This window comes from Glycomyces rhizosphaerae, assembly GCF_042647865.1.
Classification (GTDB): Bacteria; Actinomycetota; Actinomycetes; order Mycobacteriales; family Micromonosporaceae; genus Glycomyces; species Glycomyces rhizosphaerae.
Genome location: NZ_JBHRWO010000020.1, coordinates 63,125 through 80,157 on the forward strand (window position 1 = coordinate 63,125; position 17,033 = coordinate 80,157).

Below are 17,033 nucleotides of genomic sequence, written 5' to 3' on the forward strand. Positions count from 1 at the left end.
GTGCTTCTACTCAAAAACCGGGTCCGAAAGTACTCAGCCGCGACGGTCAGTCGCCGTCGATGCCTTGTTCGATGGCGTATCGCACGAGTTGCGCGCGGTTGTGCAGCTGGAGTTTCGTGAGGATGTGCTGCACGTGGTTCTGCACCGTCCGTTGCGAAAGGACCAGCCGCTCGGCGATCTCGCGGTAGTTCAGTCCTTTGGCGACGAGGCGCAGCACCTCGGTCTCCCGCTCCGAGAGCTTCGGCCGCTCAGCCTCGCCCGCGTTCGCCAAGCGCCGGTATTCGCCGAGCACCAGGCCCGCCAGGCCCGGCGTGAACACCGCGTCCCCCGCCGCGACCCGTTCGACCGCGTCGGCGAGCTCGGTCGCGGAGGCGGACTTGACGAGGTACCCGCGCGCCCCGGCCTTCATCGCTTCGAGCACATCGGAGGATTCGCCGCTCGCGGAGAGCACGAGCACCGCCGTCGGGCAGTCCTCGCCCAGTCCTTGCAGCACTGCGACACCGGAGAGGTCTGGCAGCTGGAGGTCGAGGATCGCCACGTCCGGGCTCAGCTCGCGGATCGCGGTGAGCGCCGCCCTGCCCTCGCCGAACGCGGCGAGCACGCGGTGCCCGGCCGCCGTCAGGTCGCGGCTGATCGCCTCCCGCCAGATCGGGTGGTCATCGACCACGATGAGCGTCGCCATCGGCATCTCCTTCACGCGGGCGGGGCACCCGCATCTCGATTTCCGTGCCCTGCCCGGGACCCGAAACGACCTGCACCGTGCCGCCGAGCTCGCGAACGCGGCCCTCGATGGACTGCGCCACACCGAGCCGGCCTTCGGCGGCGGCCGCGGCCAACCGGCCCGGGGCGATCCCCGGCCCGTCGTCGCGCACGCTCACCGTGACCGCCTCGCCGTCGTCCTCCACCAGCAGCCAGACCCGCGTCCCGTCCGGGCAGTGCTCCCGCACATTGTCGACCGCGCTCGCCACGGCCGCCGCGACCTCCTGGGCGGTCGCCGTCGGCAGCCGCACCGGCGTGGCCGGAGCCGCCACCGTCACCGATTCGCCCGCGTGCCGGCCGATCAGCTCGCGCAGGTCCCGCCGCCCGTCGAGCGGATGCCGGTACGCCTCGGACGAGATGAGCGCCCGGAGCGCTTCTTCCTGGCGGCCCGCCAGGCGGCCCAGTTCGGCCGCCTCGCCGCCGATCTCGTTGCCGCGCCGCTGCACCAGCGCCAGCACCTGCAGCACCGAGTCGTGGATGTCCCGGGCCAGGCGCTCCCGCTCGCGGGCGGCGGCGTCGCGCTCGGTCGCCCGCCGCGTCCGCTCCTCGGCCTCGACCCCGAGCCGCACCAGGTGCCCCATCGTGAAACCGGTGAGCACAAGGAGCGCCGCCTCGTTCACGGTGTTCTCGTTGATGCCGCCGCGGAAGACCATCCCGAACACCGCGATCACGCCGCCCGCGACGGCGCCGCTGCGCCGTCCCCACGCCGCGCCCCACACGAGCACGATCCCGGCCAGCCACGGCCCCAACGAGATCGGCCACGCCCGGTCGGACACCGCGAGCGCCCACGCCGACAGCGCGACCGCCGCGGCCGTCACCGCCAGATCGGTGTAGACGACCTTCGGCTCGTACCCGTTGCGGGTGTACCGGTAGCTGACCGCCGCGGTCCAGCCGATGAGCAGGGCCACCAGTGCGGCCGCCGCGACCGGGCGTTGGAGCGCGTCGAACGCCAAGGCGCCCAGCAGCACCGGGTAGCCCAGAGCGACGAACCGGTACACCGCGATCGCCCGCCGCAACTGCGTCTGCAAACCCACCGTGGCATTCTCTCAGGAGCGCCGAGTCCGTTCGGGCCCAAGTACACCGACGTTCCCTAACGCACTGCCGCGGGTGCTTCGCGTTCGCGGGCGGAGGTCGCGAACGCCGCGGCGAGTGCGGCGGCGGCCAGGACCGCCCCGACCAGGGCGATGCTCCGGGTGCCCGTGTTGGCGAGCGCGAGGCCGCCGAGGGAGGAGCCGAGCGCGATGCCCACGTTGTAGGCGATCGAGTTCCCCGCCGAGGCCGTGTCGGTGCTGCCGGGGGCGAACTCCATGACCCGGTTCTGGAGGGCCGGTGTGAGTGCGCCCATCGCGAGCCCGGTGGCCACGACGGCGGCTCCGGTGACCCAGGGGTCGGCCCCGAAGGCGAACATGCCGGCCAGCGTGGCGACGAGCAGCGCCGCCGGCAGCGCGACGGCCAGCCGCTGGTTCCGGTCGGTGAGCATGCCGCCCAAGGCGATGCCGCCGAAGTCGACCAGCCCGCGGGCGAGCAGCAGCGGCCCGAGCAGTGCGGCCGACATCCCGGCGACGACGGTGACGTACTCGGCGGTGTAGGTGAAGACGGTGAAGAAGCCGCCGACTGCCAGCGCCGAAGTGGCGAGCACCAGCGCGTACCGGCGGGCGTCGGGAGCCGTGCCCCGGCCCGCGTGCTCGTTCCGTGTCGGCCTGGAGGGCAGCGCGGCGGCGAGGGTGAGGAAGGCGAGCAGCCCCAGCGCCGCGAGCGCGAGGAACGCGGCCTGCCAGCCGGCCTGCTGGCCCAGCCAGGTCCCTGCGGGCACGCCCAGCATCGGGCCGATCGAGCCGCCGGTGAAGACCACCGCCATGACGCGGCCCCGCACCCGGACCGGGAACATTCCGGCGGCGACCGGTGCCACGACGGCCCAGAAGACCGCCTGGCTCAGGGCGGTCGCGACGCGGGCGGCCAGGAGCGTGGCGTACCCGTTCGCCGCGGCGGACAGGACCGTCGCCACGACCAGGACCGCCATGAGCCCCAGGAGGAGCGGGCGCCGCGGCACCTTGGCGACCAATCGCACGAGCGGCAGCGTGACCACGGCGACCGTGACGCTGTAGCCGGTGACCAGCAGGCCGACCTGCGCTGGAGTGACGTCGAGGTCGTCGGCGATCTCGGAGAGGAGGCCGATCGGGACGGTCTCGACGGTGACGTAGCAGAACGCCGCCCCCGCGAGCGCCAGCAGCGCCGCGACGGACCGTCGGTCGAAATCGGACAGCAGGGACACGTCGCATCACCTCAGTGGAGCCGAATGCGCGCCATCCTCGCATAACCGCCGTTGCCGGTCCAGTGCCTTTGCCCGGTCGGCCTCGTTCGCCGGGGCGCGCGCCGATCGGGTAAGTTGCAAGCGCCGGTTTACCGATACATCGCCCTTCGCCGGGGCCGCACCAAAGGGACCACGATGAAAGCCTTCCCGCTCGACCGCGTCACGCTGCTCGACGGCCCCCTCGCCCGCGCCGCGCGCACCGACCTCGAGTACGTCCTCGCGATGGACCCCGACCGGCTGCTCGCCCCGTTCCTGCGCGAAGCCGGACTCCAGCCGCGCGCCGCGTCCTACGGCAACTGGGAGGACTCCGGGCTCGACGGCCACATCGGCGGCCACTACCTCTCCGCGCTGGCGCTCCTGGCCGTCGTCACCGGCGAGACCGAGCCGCGGCGGCGACTCGACCACATGATCACCGAACTCGAACGCGCCCAGAACGCTCTGGGCACCGGCTACATCGGCGGTGTCCCCGGCGGCGCGACCCTGTTCGAGGGTCTGCGCGGGGGCGGCATCGACGCCGCCCGGTCGCTGGGATCGAGCGACCACTGGGTGCCCTGGTACAACCTGCACAAGACCTTCGCCGGCCTCATCGACGCCCACCGCCTGCTCGGCGATGAGAGGGCCCTGGCCATGGTCGTGCGGCTCGCCGACTGGTGGCTCGACATCGCCGCCCAGATGGACGACGAGGCGTTCGAAGCCATGCTCGACACCGAGTTCGGCGGCATGAACGAGACGTACGCCGACCTCGCGGCACTCACCGGCCGCAAGGACTACGCCGATGCGGCCCTGCGCTTCTCCCACCGCGCGATCCTCGACCCGCTCCTTGAGCGGCGCGACGACCTGACCGGGCGCCACGCGAACACGCAGATCCCCAAGGCCGTCGGCTACGCCGCCACCGCCGCGGTCCGCGACGACCGCGAGTTGTTCGACGCGGCCCGCTTCTTCTGGCACGAGGTCGTCGAAAAGCGCTCGGTCGCCATCGGCGGCAACAGCGTCCGTGAGCACTTCCACGCGGTGGACGACTTCACCCCGATGATCGAGGACCGCGAGGGCCCCGAGACCTGCAACACCTACAACATGCTGAAACTGACGCAGCGGCTCGCCGAGGTCTCGTTCGAACCGGCCCACCTCGACTTCGCCGAACGCGCGATCCTCAACCACCAGTTGGCCTCCCAGCACCCCGAACGCGGCGGCTTCGTCTACTTCACGCCGATGCGCCCGCGCCACTACCGGGTCTACTCGCAGCCGGACCTCGGCATGTGGTGCTGCGTCGGCACCGGCATCGAGGCGCAGGCGAAGTACGGGGAATGGGTCTTCGGCGAGCATGAGGGCGCGCTCGCCGTGAACCTGTACGTCCCGGCCGAGCTCGACGCCCCCGAGTTCGGCGGTCGGCTCCGGATCGAGACCGGGTTCCCGGCCGACGAGCACGTGCGCGTCACGCTCGACCTGGACGAGCCCCGCACGTTCGCGCTCCGCCTGCGCGTCCCCGGCTGGGTCGGCGAGCTGGCCGACCTCGCGGTCAACGGCGAGACCGCCGACGCCGAGCAGGTCCCCGGCGCGGTCCTCATCGAACGGACCTGGCAGTCCGGTGACGCGGTCACTTTCGCGCTCCCGCTGCGGCTCTCGGCCGAGCGGCTGCCCGACGGCTCGCCGTGGCGGGCGTACTTCGCCGGACCGGTGCTGCTGGCGGCCCGGGACGGCGCACAGCACCTCACGGGCCTGCTCGCCGACGACAGCCGGATGGGCCACGTCGCCTACGGCCCGCTGCAAGGCCTCGGGGACCTGGCCGTCGTCGCAGACCTCCCCGCGGGCGAGGTCCTCACTCGCGAAGGGCCGCTTCGCTACCGGCTCGCCACCGCCGACCCGGCGGGCTCGGTCGAGCTGGTCCCGTTCCACCAGATCCACGACGGCCGCTACACGATCTACTGGCCCGTGGCCGCCGCGTCGCAGGTGGGGGAGCGGCGGGCGGCGCTGATCGCCGCCGACCGCGACTCCCTCGCGCTCGACGAGATGACCGTGGACAAGGTCGCATTCGGTGAGCAGCAGCCCGAAAGCGACCACGGCTTCCGGGGCGAGCAGACCGAAGTGTCCGTCGACGCCGACGGCCACCGCTCCCGGCGGACCGCGGCGACCATGTCCGTCACGCTGAAGGACCCTGAGCACCGCGCGCAGGTGCTCCGCGTCGGCTACCGCCTCGAAGGCCGCCCCGCCGCGGTCGCGGTGCGGCTCGGCGGCGTCCTTCTCGCCGAAGAGCACTGGGAGGGCGGCGAAGAGCACCTCGAACGCGACTACAGCCTCCCCGGCGAGCTCACGGACGAGCCGCGCGCCGACGAGTTCGCACTCGAATTCACCGCCCTTTCAGGACATTCGACTCCCGGCATCACCACGGTTCGCCTGATCCGTTGGTAGACACCGTTGGGCGCGGGTCGAACCGGGTCGCCCTCCCGTGTTACTGGTCGGACCACCACGTGGACGGCGCCGCCGCCGTGAAGCCGAGGGATTCATAGAGGGGCTTGCCGAGTCGAGACGCCGTGAGCGTGACCGGCAGTGCGGCGAGGTCGGCGAGGGAACCGAGCATCACGGCCCGGCCGACGCCGCGGGAGCGGAACTCCGGTGGGGTGCCGACCCAGTAGTGGCTGGCGAGCCCATCGGCCCGGACGGTGACGCACGCCCCGGCGACCTCGCCGTCGAGGCGCGCGACGTACACGTCCACGCCCGGCTCGTCGAGGAGCGCCAACGGGAACAGCTCGCCGCCGCGGTGGGGCTCGAACCGAGTCAGCTCGAACCCTGCGATCACGGCCCGCTCGGCCGCGTGCAGGTCCGCCTCGCCGCGCGTCCGGACGACCTCCATCGCCGGAACGGCGACCGGTCCGGGCGGGCGCAGCATGACGGGCATCTGCCAGTGCCGCATCTCCAGAGCGCCCAGATCGGTGGCGCTGAACGGGTCCTCGGCATCCACCGGTCCGACCGCTTCCCTTGCGAGCGCAGCGATCTCGGCCACCTCGTCCGGCGTGAGATCCGGTTCCTGAATGAGGACGCGCGTCCCGGCGCGCTCATCGCCGACGACCGCGAGGTAGCCGCGGCGGCGGATCACCTCGTGCCCGCGCGAGCGGCCGGTCGCGGCCCAGAACGCGGCGGAATTGCGGGCCTGGAGGCGCGGCGCCTCGTCGAGGGTCGCGCGGATCTCGGGGGGAGGGGTCATCTGCGCGATTCTAGACGCGGCCTCCGACTCGGTACGGCACGAAGCAGCGCTGCCGCGGCGGGTGCACGGCGACATCGACCGTGCGGTCCGCGGCGGCGAACCCGCCGTACGCTTCGACGATGACGGCTGCCTCCGGATCGGCCGAGTCTGTTGCAATATACTTGCAACAGTGGGACTGATGTGTGGCATGTGATATGCCACCGCCACGGACATACATGAGGCCCAAGACGAAGCCCAAGAGGGAGACCGATTGGCGGACAAGGAGACACCGGTGACCGACCACGAACGCGACGCGCCCGGCGACAACGGCCGGGTGCACCCGATCACGCTGTACGGCGGACCCGTGCTGCACCGCGCCTGCAAGCCCGTCGAGGCCTTCGACGACGCGCTGGCGGAGCTGATCGAGGACATGTTCGCGAGCATGTACGCGGCCGACGGCGTCGGCCTGGCGGCCAACCAGATCGGCGTCGACGCCCGGGTCTTCGTCCTCGACTGCGAGGACGCTGAGGGAGAGCGCACCGTGGCCGCCGTGGTGAACCCGGTGCTGATCCTTCCCGAGGCGCCGCGGGAGCTCATGGTCGACGACGAGGGCTGCCTGTCGGTGCCCGGCGCGTTCGAGGACACGCCGCGTTCGGCCACCGCCGTCGTCGAGGGCTTCGACGCCGAGGGCAAGCCCGTGCGGATCGAGGGCACCGGCACCCTGTCCCGCTGCCTCCAGCACGAGTACGACCACCTCGACGGCACCGTCTACGTCGACCGCCTCCCGAAGAAGGCCCGCAACCGCGCCCTCGCCGAAGCCGGCCTCCGCTAGACCTCCGGCGGCGCCCTGCGGAACCAGCGGTTCGTGGCGGGAGAGCCGCGCGAAGGTGTCGCGATGTCGGACCCCTCTGGCATCATCGTTCCCGTGGATTACACGGAGCTCAAGCAAGACCTGCGCCGGTCCTACGACGCCGACGCGGACGCCCGCGAAGGCATGGACGATTCGGAATGGAAGGCCCTGGAGCGCGACCGGTTCGCCGCCCGCCTGCGCGAAGCGGGCGCGTCGCGCCTGCTGGAGATCGGTGCGGGACACGGCGTCAGCGGCAGGTACTTCGCCGACCAAGGCTTCAAGGTCACATGCACCGACCTCTCGCCCCAGCTCGTGGCGCACTGCCGGGCCAAGGGGCTCGACGCGGCGGTGATGGACTTCAGCGCCCTGACGTTCGAGGACGCGTCCTTCGACGCGGTGTTCGGCATGAACTGCCTGCTGCACGTGCCGAAGGCCGAACTGCCCGGTGTGCTCGCCGAAGTGCGGCGCGTCCTGCCCCCCGGCGGGTTGTTCTACTGGGGACAGTACGGCGGCCAGGACTTCGAAGGGACCTGGGAGGGCGACCACTGCGAGCCGAAGCGGTTCTTCTCGTTCTACCTCGCCGATCAGATCGCGGCCGTCGCCGCCGAGCACTTCATGGTGGAGGAGGCGAAACTCCTCGACCTCGACCGCTCCGTCGACCAGTACCAAGGCCTGATCCTGCGAAAGCCCTGATCCCCGGATCGCACTGACAGCGCCGCAGGTCGGGTAGCGTAGAGCGTGGGGCTGGGCAAACTCCATGTCCCGCTCTATCCTCGCTTCAGGCGTACCGAGCGCGGAACGGGGGACGAGCCATTGTCGGCCGAACAGCAACAGATCGCCGAGCTCATCGCGACGGGCAACGACGGGCGCATGTACGCGACCGAGCCGGAGCGGCTGCGCCGCCTCGTCCATTACGAGCTCGCCCGCGAGGCCCGGCTCTCGCAACCTGAACTGCGGCAGGCCGGCGTCGGCCTCATCGCCCTCGGCGACCACACCGAAGCGCAGCGGGTCCTCGCCGCGGCCGTCGACCGCGCCGCGACGCCGCATCAGCGGGTCGCCGCACTCGTCAACCTCGGTGACGCCTTTCGCTACCCCGGCGAGCTGGCCACCGCCGAGCCTCTCTATGAGCAGGCCATCGAGATCGCACGGGCCGAGAGCCCGAACATCCTCCACTTCGCATTGCAGCACTACGGCAAGCACCTCATCGACGCCCGCCGCCCGCACCTCGCCGTCGAGGTCCTCACGGAAGTCCTGGTCATGCGCCAGAAACTCGGCGACCCGGCCCTGATCGCCTCGACGCAGGAGGCGTTGAGCGCCGCCCGCGCGGCGGTCGGACCGCGTACCATCTGACACTCCGTGAAGCCGAGCAGAGGAGCGCCATGACGACGAACCGGACTGCAGACGCAAGCCCCGCACGGCACGAGGCGATCGGGCTCGCCCGCCTCGCCGACATGCTCAGGGCCGAAGCCGCGAACGGTCTGTACTGGGGCGGCGTTCCTGAAGAGGAGTCCCGCCTGCACGCGATCCGCGAGCACGCCGCGGCGCTGTTCGCCCTAGTCGACCACCGGCCGTACGAGGAGATCCGGGCGATCTTCGCGACCGACAGCGACCTGCGCACCCCCATTCCCGGCACGGAGTTCCGCATCGACTGCGGTGACGGCACGCGCGTCGTACACCGCCGCCGCTTCCGTTCGGACACCCTCGGACATCGCCTCGAAGCGACCGCCACCGCCCTCGGCACGGCCGTCCCGGAAGAGCCGATCGCCATCGCCGACACCGATCTCGGGTTCCTGCCCTGCCCGCACACGTACCTGCTCGTCTACGAGTTCGCCACCGACCTCGACGCCGATGCAGTCGAGAAGCTGCTGGAGCCGGCCGATCCGGACCTCGACGGCGACCTGCCGACCCTGCCTCCGGCCGCGAGCGCGGTCGTGCCCGAGCGCGGCCCGCTGCGCGTCTCCCCGGCAGCCAAGGAGATCCTCGACGACGTCGCCGCTCTCGCGAAGGAATCCCTTGCGACCGTGACGAGCACGTACTCGATCGAACGCCAGCACCGCATCGCCGCGCATTGCGAGCGGGCGGTCGAGGCCGAACTGGACTACCCGCGCATCGACTGCGGCGACCTCGCCGCCTACGGTGTCCCGACCGGCGCGGACGCGGCGATCTTCGACGACGAGGGCCGCATCCTCGTCATCCGACGCACCGACACCGGCCAGTGGGCTGTGCCCGGCGGCGGCACCGAGGTCGGCGAGCCCGTGGCGCTGGCAGCGATCCGCGAAGCGCTCGAGGAGACCGGCCTCGACGTCGAGTTGACGGAGCTGGCCTGGGCGTTCGATAAACGGGACACCAACCTCGGCGACTCCCGCATGCCGATGATCATGAGCTTCACCGCCCGCATGCTCGACCCGGCGCAGCCGATCCGCCTCGCCGAACTCGAAGCCTCCGACCACCGCTGGTTGACCAGGGACGAAGCGTCGCAAGCAGACCTGTTCAAAGGCCACGAACTGCGCATCCCCGTGGCCTTCACCAAGCGCTTCGGCGAAGGCTGAAACCAACGGGCCCGGAGGTTGCGACCTCCGAGCCCGTTCGCGGTTCCCTTAACCTGCGGGCGTCAGGAGATCCAGCCGGCGCAGTCGCTCTCCACGACGATCAGCGCCGCGTCCTCTTCGGCCGAATCGGGGGCGGTGTCGAAGAACGTGTTCAGCGCGTCCAGGCACGCCTGCATGGACTCCGCGTCCGCGCCCAGGCCCTGCAGCTCGCTGATCTGCGTCTCGAGCTCACCGACCTGCGTTTCCAAGTCGCCGGCCTCGGTCTGGGCGACTCCGAGGTCCTCCTCGAGCTGGGAGATCTGCTCGTTGCGGTCGGCGATCTGCGCCTCGGCGTCATCGAGGTCGCCGCTGGCGCGCAGCCACAGCGCGATCCCGACGGCGGCGCCGGCCAGCCCGACCACCATCCCCATGGCGAGGAGCGGCACCATCGGGGACTTGCCCGGCCCGGGCGGGGGCGGCTGCATGAGCGGCTGCGTGGCGTACATCGGCTGGGAAGGAATCCCCTGCGGCGGGCCCGGCGGCACCGGGCTCGAGACGGGCTGCTGGGGGATGTATGCGCCGGCGGCCGGCGGCTGCGGCGAATATGCCGGCGGAACGCTGTGCGGCCGCTGAGGATCGCTCGGGCTACCGAAGTTGTAGTGAGGGGGCGGGTCGTAGGCCATGATGGGCTCCTTAAACGGAGGGTCGCAGTCCAGAGTAGGGCGGCCGTGCGAATTGGACGGCACTCGCGGCTCGACGGCACTGCCAGTTTGACGACGGCGCGTCGGGACCGGTCCCCCTCGTTACCCAAACTTGACCTCACGGAGCGGCTGCGACGAAGGCGGGCGCGGTCTCCCGCGCCCGCCCGATTCGCTACGCCGCCTTGAGCGTCCCGCCGTCGATCACGTGGTCGGCGCCGTGGATGTTCGCGGCCCGGTCCGAGAGCAGGAACGCCACCAGGTCGGCGACCTCCTCGGGCTCGCCGATGCGGCCCGAGGCGATCCCGAACTGAGCGGGGATCGACGCGAGGAGGTCCCCGTGCGGCACCCCGAACGCCTCGGCGACCTTGCCGCCGAAGCGGTCCTCGTCCCGCCACAGCGGAGAGCCGATGACGCCGGGGGAGACGGTGTTGACCCGCACCCCGAGCGGCGCCACCTCTTCGCTCAACCGCTTGGTGAACATGGTGAGCCCGGCCTTCGCCTCCGCGTAGCCCATCGGGGCGCCGGACGGGACGCGGCCGTTGACCGAGGAGACGTTGACGATCGCGCCGCGCCGCTCGATGATGCCCGGCAGCGCCGCCTTCGTCGTCCACACCGCACTGAACAGATTGAGGTTGAAGACCTCCTCCCACTGCTCGACGGGGATGTCGAGGAACCCGCCGATGACCAGACGGTCGACGTCGCCGCCGCCGACATTGTTGACCAGCAGGTCGATCCCGCCGACCGCGCGGACCGCCTCGTCGACGATGCGGACCGCACCCTCGTGGGTGGACAGGTCGGCGCTGACCGCGGCGGCGGCGACCTTCTCCAGCTCGGGGGTGATCGTGCGGGCGGCGCCGACGACCCGCACGCCCTCGGCGGCGAGGGCCTCGGCGATCGCGAGGCCGATGCCGCGGCTGGCGCCGGTGACGAGGGCGGTCTTGCCGTTGAGTCCGAGTTCCATGTGACTGCCTTTCATTCGTTCTTGAACTAGAGGTCAAGAATCAGGGTGTTAAAAAAGCCCCCTGGCGAGGGCGTCTTGCACTGCGCTGCGGTCAGAAACCCGCCACGGCGGAGTCGATGATCCGGCGCAGCACCGGGCCGCCGTGGGTCTGGGCCATGACGCGCAGCCCGACGACGGTGTTCATCAGGAAATACGCCTCGGCCTCCGCGTCGACCTCCGCGGAGACGTCGCCGTCGCGCTGGCCCTTGCGGAGCCGCTCGGCGAACAGCCGGATGGTCGCATCGGTGATCTTCTGCACGGCCTGTACGGCCTCAGGGTCCTTGCCTCCCAGTTCGAGTGCGGTGTTGGCCGCGAGGCAGCCGCGCCGCACCGGGCCGTTCAGGTCGATCTCCACCAGGAGCACCAGGTAGGCGCGAATGCGTTCCTTTGCGGTGCCCGGCTCGTTCAGGAAGGCCTCGGTCATCTCCGTCCCGACCCGCCCGTACAGCTCGAGCGCCTTGCCGAACAGCTCCCTTTTGGAGCCGAACGCGTGGTACAGGCTGCCCTTGCCGACGCCGGTGGCTTCGGCGAGGTCCGAGGGGGAGGTGCCCGCGTAGCCCTTGGACCAGAACGTCTCCATCGCCTGCGCGACGGCCACGTCCGGTTCGAAGTTCTTCGGCCTGCCCATGACCGGAACCCTACCCCATTCTTGACCCAGAGGTCAACAAAGGGGGTCGGGTGCCGCTCACCAGCCCGAACCAATGGCGCACCGCCGAGCCGAAAGCGCGGTGATCATGCCGTTTCGTACGATTGCCCCAGTTGCCGTGCCGGGCAATACTGGAACGGTGCTCAAACCCCTTGTGATCGCCGCCGATCTGGACGGCACCCTGCTCGCCCCGGGCGGTACCGTGTCAGAGCGGACCCGCGACGCCCTAGCGGCGGCCCGCGCCGACGGCTGCGCCGTCGTCGCCGTCACCGCCCGCACCCCCTACGGCGTGGACATGCTGCCCGACCTCCTGCCGTACCTGGACGGTGCGGTCTGCGCGAACGGCGCGATCGTCTACGACATCGCGACCGGTCGCATCCGCATCCTGCGTTCGATCCGGATCTCCTTGGGGCGCAAGGTCGCCGCGGCGATCGTCAAGCGCCTCCCCGACGCGGTGTTCGCCGTCGAGAACGGCACCGGCATCGTCGGCGAGGAGGCCTACCGCGCGCTGGTCGGCTCCTCGAACTGGGAGTTCGCGGACGATGTCGAGACGGTCTTCAAGCGCGCCAAGCGCGCTGTGAAGATCAAGGTCTACTGTGCCGACCGCTCGGGCGAGGAGATGGCCGCGGCGGTCGAGGACGTCGACCTCGGCGGCCTGGCCATGTGCCACTGGGGCGACTTCGGGATGCTCGACCTCAACGCTCGCGGCGCCGACAAGGCCTTCGGCCTCGCGACCTGGTGCCGTGAGCGCAAAGTGGGCGCGGAATCGGTGATCGCGTTCGGCGACATGCCGAACGACGCGCCGATGCTGGCCTGGGCGGGCCGGTCCTACGCCATGGGCGACGCCCACCCCGAGGCGGTCGCCGCCGCGACGGACCGCACCGCAACCAACGCCGAGGACGGCGTTGCCCAGATCATCGAGGGCTTCCTCAACGGGGACCGCCTCGACGGGGACGTCCACGACAACGACGCCACGGCCGCCGCCTGACCGAGACCCTGCGCCGCTTGTCGGCGCGTGGAATAAACCGTTGCGTCCGTCCGGTCGGTCTGCTGGACTGGGCACTGCGCGGCATCGCCGCGTGCCACGACCATCGGGCGAAGGAGCCACTATGCGCCAACAGTTCATGTCATTCGAGAAAGGTTTCAACGAACTCAAGGACATGACTGCTGTTGCGTACGCTCAATCTCGGAATCCTCGCCCATGTCGACGCCGGTAAGACCAGCCTGACCGAGCGGCTGCTCCAAGCCGCCGGGGTCATCGAGGAGGTCGGCAGCGTCGACGCGGGCAGCACCCGCACCGACTCGCTCGACCTCGAACGCCGCCGCGGCATCACCATCAAGTCCGCGGTGGTCTCGTTCGCGCTCGGCGGCACCACGGTCAACCTCATCGACACGCCCGGCCACCCGGACTTCATCGCCGAGGTCGAGCGGGTCCTCAACCTGCTCGACGGCGCGGTGCTCGTCGTCTCCGCCGTCGAGGGCGTCCAAGCCCAGACCCGGGTCCTGTACCGGGCGCTGCGCCGCCTCGGCGTGCCGACCCTGGTGTTCGTCAACAAGATCGACCGCGCCGGCGCCCGCGCCGACTCGCTGCTCGCCGACCTCGTCGCGAAACTCGACCCGGCCATGGTCGCGGTGGACGCCGTCGACGGCCTCGGCACCGCTGCGGCGGAGAGCAAACCGCGCGTCCGCGACACCGCCTTCGCCGAAGGCCTCCTCGAAGCGCTCCTCGACGAGCACCTCCTGGAGAGCTACCTCGCCTCCACAGGCGGCACCGCCGAGGCCAGTGGTATGTCACACGTCGCACATGACGCGGCACTCCATTCGGCCTTCGAAGCGCGAGTCGCACTCGCCGAGGCGCACCCGGTCCACTTCGGCTCGGCCATCACCGGCGCCGGCATCGAGGGCCTCATCGACGGCATCCGGCGCTTCCTGACCGGCTCGGAAGGCGACCCGCAGGGACCGCTGTCGGGCACGGTCTTCAAGATCGAACGCGGCCCGGCGGGGGATCGAATCGCCTACGCCCGCTTGTTCTCCGGCACTGTCGCCGTCCGCGACCGCGTGCCCGTCGGCGACCGCGAAGCGAAGGTGACCGCCCTGAGCGTCTTCGAAGACGGCGTCGACCGCCCGCACCCCCGCGTCGAGGCGGGCCGGATCGCGAAACTCTGGGGCCTTGGCGAGGTCCGCATCGGCGACGCGATCGGGCGGCCGCCGAAACTGCGCACCGAGCACTTCCTGCGTCCCGCATTGGAAACCGTGGTCGTACCCGCCCGCGAAGGCGATCGGCCCGCCCTGCACACCGCGCTCACCCAACTGGCCGAACAGGATCCGCTCATCGGCCTGCGACACGACGAGACCCGCCGCGAGCTGTCCGTCTCGCTCTACGGCGAAGTCCAGAAGGAGGTCATCGGCGCGACCCTCGCCGAGGAGCACGGTCTCGAAGTCGACTTCCGCGAGTCCACCGTCATCTGCGTCGAACGCGTCACCGGCACCGGCGCCGCCGTGGAGTTCATCGCGAAGGCCCCCAATCCGTTCCTGGCCACCGTCGGCCTCCGGGTCGAGCCGTCACCCGGGCACGGGATCGACTTCCGGCTCGGCGTGGAACTCGGCTCGATGCCGTTCGCGTTCTTCAAGGCCGTCGAGGAGACCGTCCACGACCAGCTCCGCGAAGGACTGCGCGGCTGGCAGGTCGAAGGCGTCACGGTCACCATGACCCACTCGGGCTACTGGGCCCGCCAGTCCAGCGCCCACGGCGGGTTCGACAAGAACATGTCGAGCACGGCGGGGGACTTCCGCGCCCTCGTGCCCCTCGTGCTCATGGAGGCCCTGCGCCAAGCCGGGACCGTGGTGTGCGAACCCTTGCACCGCTTCCGGATCGAGCTGCCCGCCGCCGACCTCGGCGGCGTCCTCGCCGCGCTCACGAAACTCCGGGCCGTCCCGGAACCGCCGCAGATCCGCGGCGGGCGCGCCACGATCGAAGGCACGATCCCGGCCGAGGCCGTGCACGGACTCGGCCAGCGCCTCCCCGGTCTGACCAGTGGTGAAGGCGTCCTGGAGAGCGTGTTCGAACGGCACGAACCGGTGAGCGGCGCCGTCCCGTCCAGGCCTCGAACGGACGCGAACCCGCTCGACCGGGACGCCTATCTGCTCGCCGTGGTGCGCCGCGTGAGCGGCAGGTGAACCGCCCCGAACGCCCCGGTCCGAAATGGAATCCATTGTGTCCCAATATATTGCCTATTTGAGGAGTTGGCCCGCATATGTATGATTAAGATCCCTTTGACCGCCCCTTCGGTCCGTCGGCACCCCCGACGGGACGAGAAGAGAACGGACACATGCACATGAAGCGAAGGCTCGTCACCGCGAGCGTCGCGCTGGGGGTCGCCGTGGCCGCCACCAGCGTCGCCACCCTCACCGCCCAAGCCGATCCGGTCGAACCCCAAAGCGACGAACTCGCCACCTGGAAGGTCGACAGGCTTACGGCCGACGAAGCGACCGAACTCCAAGAGCTCGGCTTCACCCTCGCCCACGACCACGGCAGCGAATCCCACATCATCGGCGACGAAGCCCTCGCCGACGAAGCGCGCGGACTCGGCTACGACCCGCAGTTCCTCGACACCGTCTACAAAGAGGTCGCCCCCACCGCCCAGCAGGAGGGCACGTACTACGGCGGCTACCGCACCGTCGACACCTACGAGGCCGACCTCCAGGCCATCGCCGAAGCCAACCCCGACCTCACGTCCCTCCACGACATCGGCGACTCCTGGCTGAAGACCCAAGGCGAAGGCGGCCACGACGTCTACGCCATCTGCCTCACCAAGATCGCCGAAGGCGACTGCGAGACGAACCCGGACTCCACCAAGCCCCGGTTCACCCTCATGGCCCAGATGCACGCCCGCGAGATCGCCACCGGCGAGGTCGCCTGGCGCTGGATCGAGAAGCTCGTCGAAGGCTACGGCACCGACACCGCGGTCACCGAGCTCATGGACACCACCGAACTGTGGGTGGTCCCGATCGCCAACCCCGACGGCGTCGACATCGTCGCCTCCGGCGGCGACGACCCGATCCTCCAGCGCAAGAACGCGAACGACACCAACGGGAACTGCGGCGACAGCCTCGGCATCGACCTCAACCGCAACTCCACCTTCGAGTGGGGCAACGACTCCACCAACCCCTGCTCCGAGACGTTCCAAGGCCCCTCGGCCGGGTCCGAACCCGAGACGCAGGCAGTCGAGGACTGGCTGCGCGCCATGCACCCCGACCAGCGCGGCGAGAACGCGACCGACCCGGCGCCCGACGACGCCCGCGACGTGTTCATCACCCTGCACTCCTACGGTGAGTACATCATCGTCCCGTGGGGCTACACCAACGACGTCGCGCCGAACGACGACGGGCTGCGGGCACTGGGCGCGGCCATGTCCCAGTCCAACGGCTACTTCGTCGGCACCAACGACGACACCGTCGGCTACAGCACCAGTGGCACCACCGACGACATGGCCTACGGCGAACTCGGCGTCGCCAGCTTCACCTTCGAGATCGGCCCGGACTCGGGGAACTGCGGCGGATTCTTCCCCGCCTTCTCCTGTGTCGACGACTCACTGTGGCCCGAGAACGAGGGCGCACTCATGACCGCCGCCCAGGCCGCGGCCGCGCCTTACGCCGGCTAGCGGCGAGGGTCCCGGCGGCGGGGTGACGCCGCCGGGACTCTCGAAAAATCCCCTAACCGGCCTCTCCACCCGCCTCGGCCGTCCATACTGACCCGACCATCCCGTCGAACGCAACGGAGAGGATCGGGCCATGGCCACCGAAGGCGCCACCGAAGCCAAGGGCGGGAACATGATCCGCCGACTCATCATCGCGGGCGTGATCATCGTCCTCACCGTATGGTTCATCCTCGTCAACACCGAGGAAGTGAGCGTCAAACTCTGGCTCGTCAAAGTCGAGACGCCCATGTGGATCATGATCACCATCGTCTTCATCGCCGGCTGGGCCGTCGGCGCACTGCTGCGCCGCCGCTCCGCCAAGAAACGCGGCTGATCCAACCGCTCCCGCCGCGATACGTGACA

The 17,033-nt window shown here is 70.5% G+C and carries 16 protein-coding genes; 9 read left to right on the forward strand and 7 right to left on the reverse strand.

Going from position 1 to position 17,033, the window contains the following annotated elements; genetic code table 11:
* Positions 1-46 precede the first annotated feature (46 nt).
* From ACFO8M_RS19445 to ACFO8M_RS19455, 3 genes are read right to left on the reverse strand one after another with little or no spacing between them, the layout of a single operon-like run.
* The gene (locus ACFO8M_RS19445; RefSeq protein WP_387978614.1) at positions 47-682 is read right to left on the reverse strand and encodes a response regulator; all 636 of its coding nucleotides are present in this window, start codon (positions 680-682) and stop codon (positions 47-49) included.
* On the reverse strand, positions 657-1,793 hold the full coding sequence (gene macS, locus ACFO8M_RS19450; RefSeq protein ID WP_387978616.1) for a MacS family sensor histidine kinase: 1,137 nt from the start codon (positions 1,791-1,793) through the stop codon (positions 657-659). The genes ACFO8M_RS19445 and macS overlap by 26 nt, the downstream gene beginning before the upstream one ends.
* A gap of 56 nt (positions 1,794-1,849) precedes the next feature.
* Positions 1,850-3,031: an MFS transporter gene (locus ACFO8M_RS19455; RefSeq protein ID WP_387978618.1), complete on the reverse strand. Its 1,182-nt coding sequence runs from the start codon at positions 3,029-3,031 to the stop codon at positions 1,850-1,852.
* Positions 3,032-3,205: 174 nt separating this feature from the next.
* On the opposite strand from ACFO8M_RS19455, the gene ACFO8M_RS19460 reads away from it, so the two are divergent.
* On the forward strand, positions 3,206-5,476 hold the full coding sequence (locus ACFO8M_RS19460; RefSeq protein ID WP_387978620.1) for a glycoside hydrolase family 127 protein: 2,271 nt from the start codon (positions 3,206-3,208) through the stop codon (positions 5,474-5,476).
* Between the two features lie 40 nt (positions 5,477-5,516).
* Here the strand turns inward: ACFO8M_RS19460 and ACFO8M_RS19465 are convergent, their stop codons facing one another.
* Positions 5,517-6,269 (reverse strand): GNAT family N-acetyltransferase, encoded by a 753-nt coding sequence (locus tag ACFO8M_RS19465; RefSeq protein ID WP_387978622.1) that lies wholly within the window; start codon positions 6,267-6,269, stop codon positions 5,517-5,519.
* A 271-nt stretch (positions 6,270-6,540) separates the two neighbouring features.
* Here ACFO8M_RS19465 and def point away from each other — a divergent pair, with 271 nt between their 5' ends.
* From def to ACFO8M_RS19485, 4 genes are all read left to right on the forward strand, one after another.
* On the forward strand, positions 6,541-7,080 hold the full coding sequence (def, locus tag ACFO8M_RS19470) for a peptide deformylase (protein WP_387978624.1): 540 nt from the start codon (positions 6,541-6,543) through the stop codon (positions 7,078-7,080).
* Positions 7,081-7,143: 63 nt separating this feature from the next.
* On the forward strand, positions 7,144-7,791 hold the full coding sequence (locus ACFO8M_RS19475; RefSeq protein WP_387978626.1) for a class I SAM-dependent methyltransferase: 648 nt from the start codon (positions 7,144-7,146) through the stop codon (positions 7,789-7,791).
* A gap of 120 nt (positions 7,792-7,911) precedes the next feature.
* The gene (locus ACFO8M_RS19480; protein WP_387978628.1) at positions 7,912-8,448 is read left to right on the forward strand and encodes a tetratricopeptide repeat protein; all 537 of its coding nucleotides are present in this window, start codon (positions 7,912-7,914) and stop codon (positions 8,446-8,448) included.
* A 29-nt stretch (positions 8,449-8,477) separates the two neighbouring features.
* On the forward strand, positions 8,478-9,647 hold the full coding sequence (locus ACFO8M_RS19485; protein WP_387978630.1) for an NUDIX hydrolase: 1,170 nt from the start codon (positions 8,478-8,480) through the stop codon (positions 9,645-9,647).
* A 62-nt stretch (positions 9,648-9,709) separates the two neighbouring features.
* Here ACFO8M_RS19485 and ACFO8M_RS19490 read toward each other — a convergent pair whose 3' ends face one another.
* The 3 genes from ACFO8M_RS19490 to ACFO8M_RS19500 form a co-directional block, all read right to left on the reverse strand.
* Positions 9,710-10,132 carry a hypothetical protein gene (locus ACFO8M_RS19490; RefSeq protein WP_387978632.1) on the reverse strand — a complete coding sequence of 141 codons (423 nt, stop codon included), beginning with the start codon at positions 10,130-10,132 and terminating at the stop codon, positions 9,710-9,712.
* 367 nt (positions 10,133-10,499) lie between these two features.
* The gene (locus ACFO8M_RS19495; RefSeq protein WP_387978634.1) at positions 10,500-11,288 is read right to left on the reverse strand and encodes an SDR family oxidoreductase; all 789 of its coding nucleotides are present in this window, start codon (positions 11,286-11,288) and stop codon (positions 10,500-10,502) included.
* Positions 11,289-11,379: 91 nt separating this feature from the next.
* On the reverse strand, positions 11,380-11,955 hold the full coding sequence (locus ACFO8M_RS19500) for a TetR/AcrR family transcriptional regulator (RefSeq protein ID WP_387978636.1): 576 nt from the start codon (positions 11,953-11,955) through the stop codon (positions 11,380-11,382).
* Positions 11,956-12,112: 157 nt separating this feature from the next.
* On the opposite strand from ACFO8M_RS19500, the gene ACFO8M_RS19505 reads away from it, so the two are divergent.
* The 4 genes from ACFO8M_RS19505 to ACFO8M_RS19520 all read left to right on the forward strand — a co-directional run bounded on the left by ACFO8M_RS19505 (position 12,113) and on the right by ACFO8M_RS19520 (position 17,004).
* Positions 12,113-12,961 (forward strand): HAD family hydrolase, encoded by an 849-nt coding sequence (locus tag ACFO8M_RS19505; RefSeq protein ID WP_387978638.1) that lies wholly within the window; start codon positions 12,113-12,115, stop codon positions 12,959-12,961.
* A gap of 182 nt (positions 12,962-13,143) precedes the next feature.
* On the forward strand, positions 13,144-15,150 hold the full coding sequence (locus ACFO8M_RS19510) for a GTP-binding protein (RefSeq protein WP_387978640.1): 2,007 nt from the start codon (positions 13,144-13,146) through the stop codon (positions 15,148-15,150).
* 158 nt (positions 15,151-15,308) lie between these two features.
* Positions 15,309-16,634 carry a M14 family zinc carboxypeptidase gene (locus tag ACFO8M_RS19515; RefSeq protein ID WP_387978642.1) on the forward strand — a complete coding sequence of 442 codons (1,326 nt, stop codon included), beginning with the start codon at positions 15,309-15,311 and terminating at the stop codon, positions 16,632-16,634.
* Between the two features lie 130 nt (positions 16,635-16,764).
* Positions 16,765-17,004 (forward strand): DUF1049 domain-containing protein, encoded by a 240-nt coding sequence (locus tag ACFO8M_RS19520; protein WP_387978644.1) that lies wholly within the window; start codon positions 16,765-16,767, stop codon positions 17,002-17,004.
* Positions 17,005-17,033: the final 29 nt, after the last annotated feature.

Coding starts and splice junctions, on each gene's coding strand:
- ACFO8M_RS19445 (WP_387978614.1), bottom strand. CDS start 682: ATGGCGACGCTCATCGTGGTCGATGACCACCCGATCTGGCGGGAGGCG.
- ACFO8M_RS19460 (WP_387978620.1), top strand. CDS start 3,206: ATGAAAGCCTTCCCGCTCGACCGCGTCACGCTGCTCGACGGCCCCCTC.
- ACFO8M_RS19465 (WP_387978622.1), bottom strand. CDS start 6,269: ATGACCCCTCCCCCCGAGATCCGCGCGACCCTCGACGAGGCGCCGCGC.
- ACFO8M_RS19475 (WP_387978626.1), top strand. CDS start 7,144: ATGTCGGACCCCTCTGGCATCATCGTTCCCGTGGATTACACGGAGCTC.
- ACFO8M_RS19485 (WP_387978630.1), top strand. CDS start 8,478: ATGACGACGAACCGGACTGCAGACGCAAGCCCCGCACGGCACGAGGCG.
- ACFO8M_RS19490 (WP_387978632.1), bottom strand. CDS start 10,132: ATGTACGCCACGCAGCCGCTCATGCAGCCGCCCCCGCCCGGGCCGGGC.
- ACFO8M_RS19495 (WP_387978634.1), bottom strand. CDS start 11,288: ATGGAACTCGGACTCAACGGCAAGACCGCCCTCGTCACCGGCGCCAGC.
- ACFO8M_RS19500 (WP_387978636.1), bottom strand. CDS start 11,955: ATGGGCAGGCCGAAGAACTTCGAACCGGACGTGGCCGTCGCGCAGGCG.
- ACFO8M_RS19515 (WP_387978642.1), top strand. CDS start 15,309: ATGAAGCGAAGGCTCGTCACCGCGAGCGTCGCGCTGGGGGTCGCCGTG.
- ACFO8M_RS19520 (WP_387978644.1), top strand. CDS start 16,765: ATGGCCACCGAAGGCGCCACCGAAGCCAAGGGCGGGAACATGATCCGC.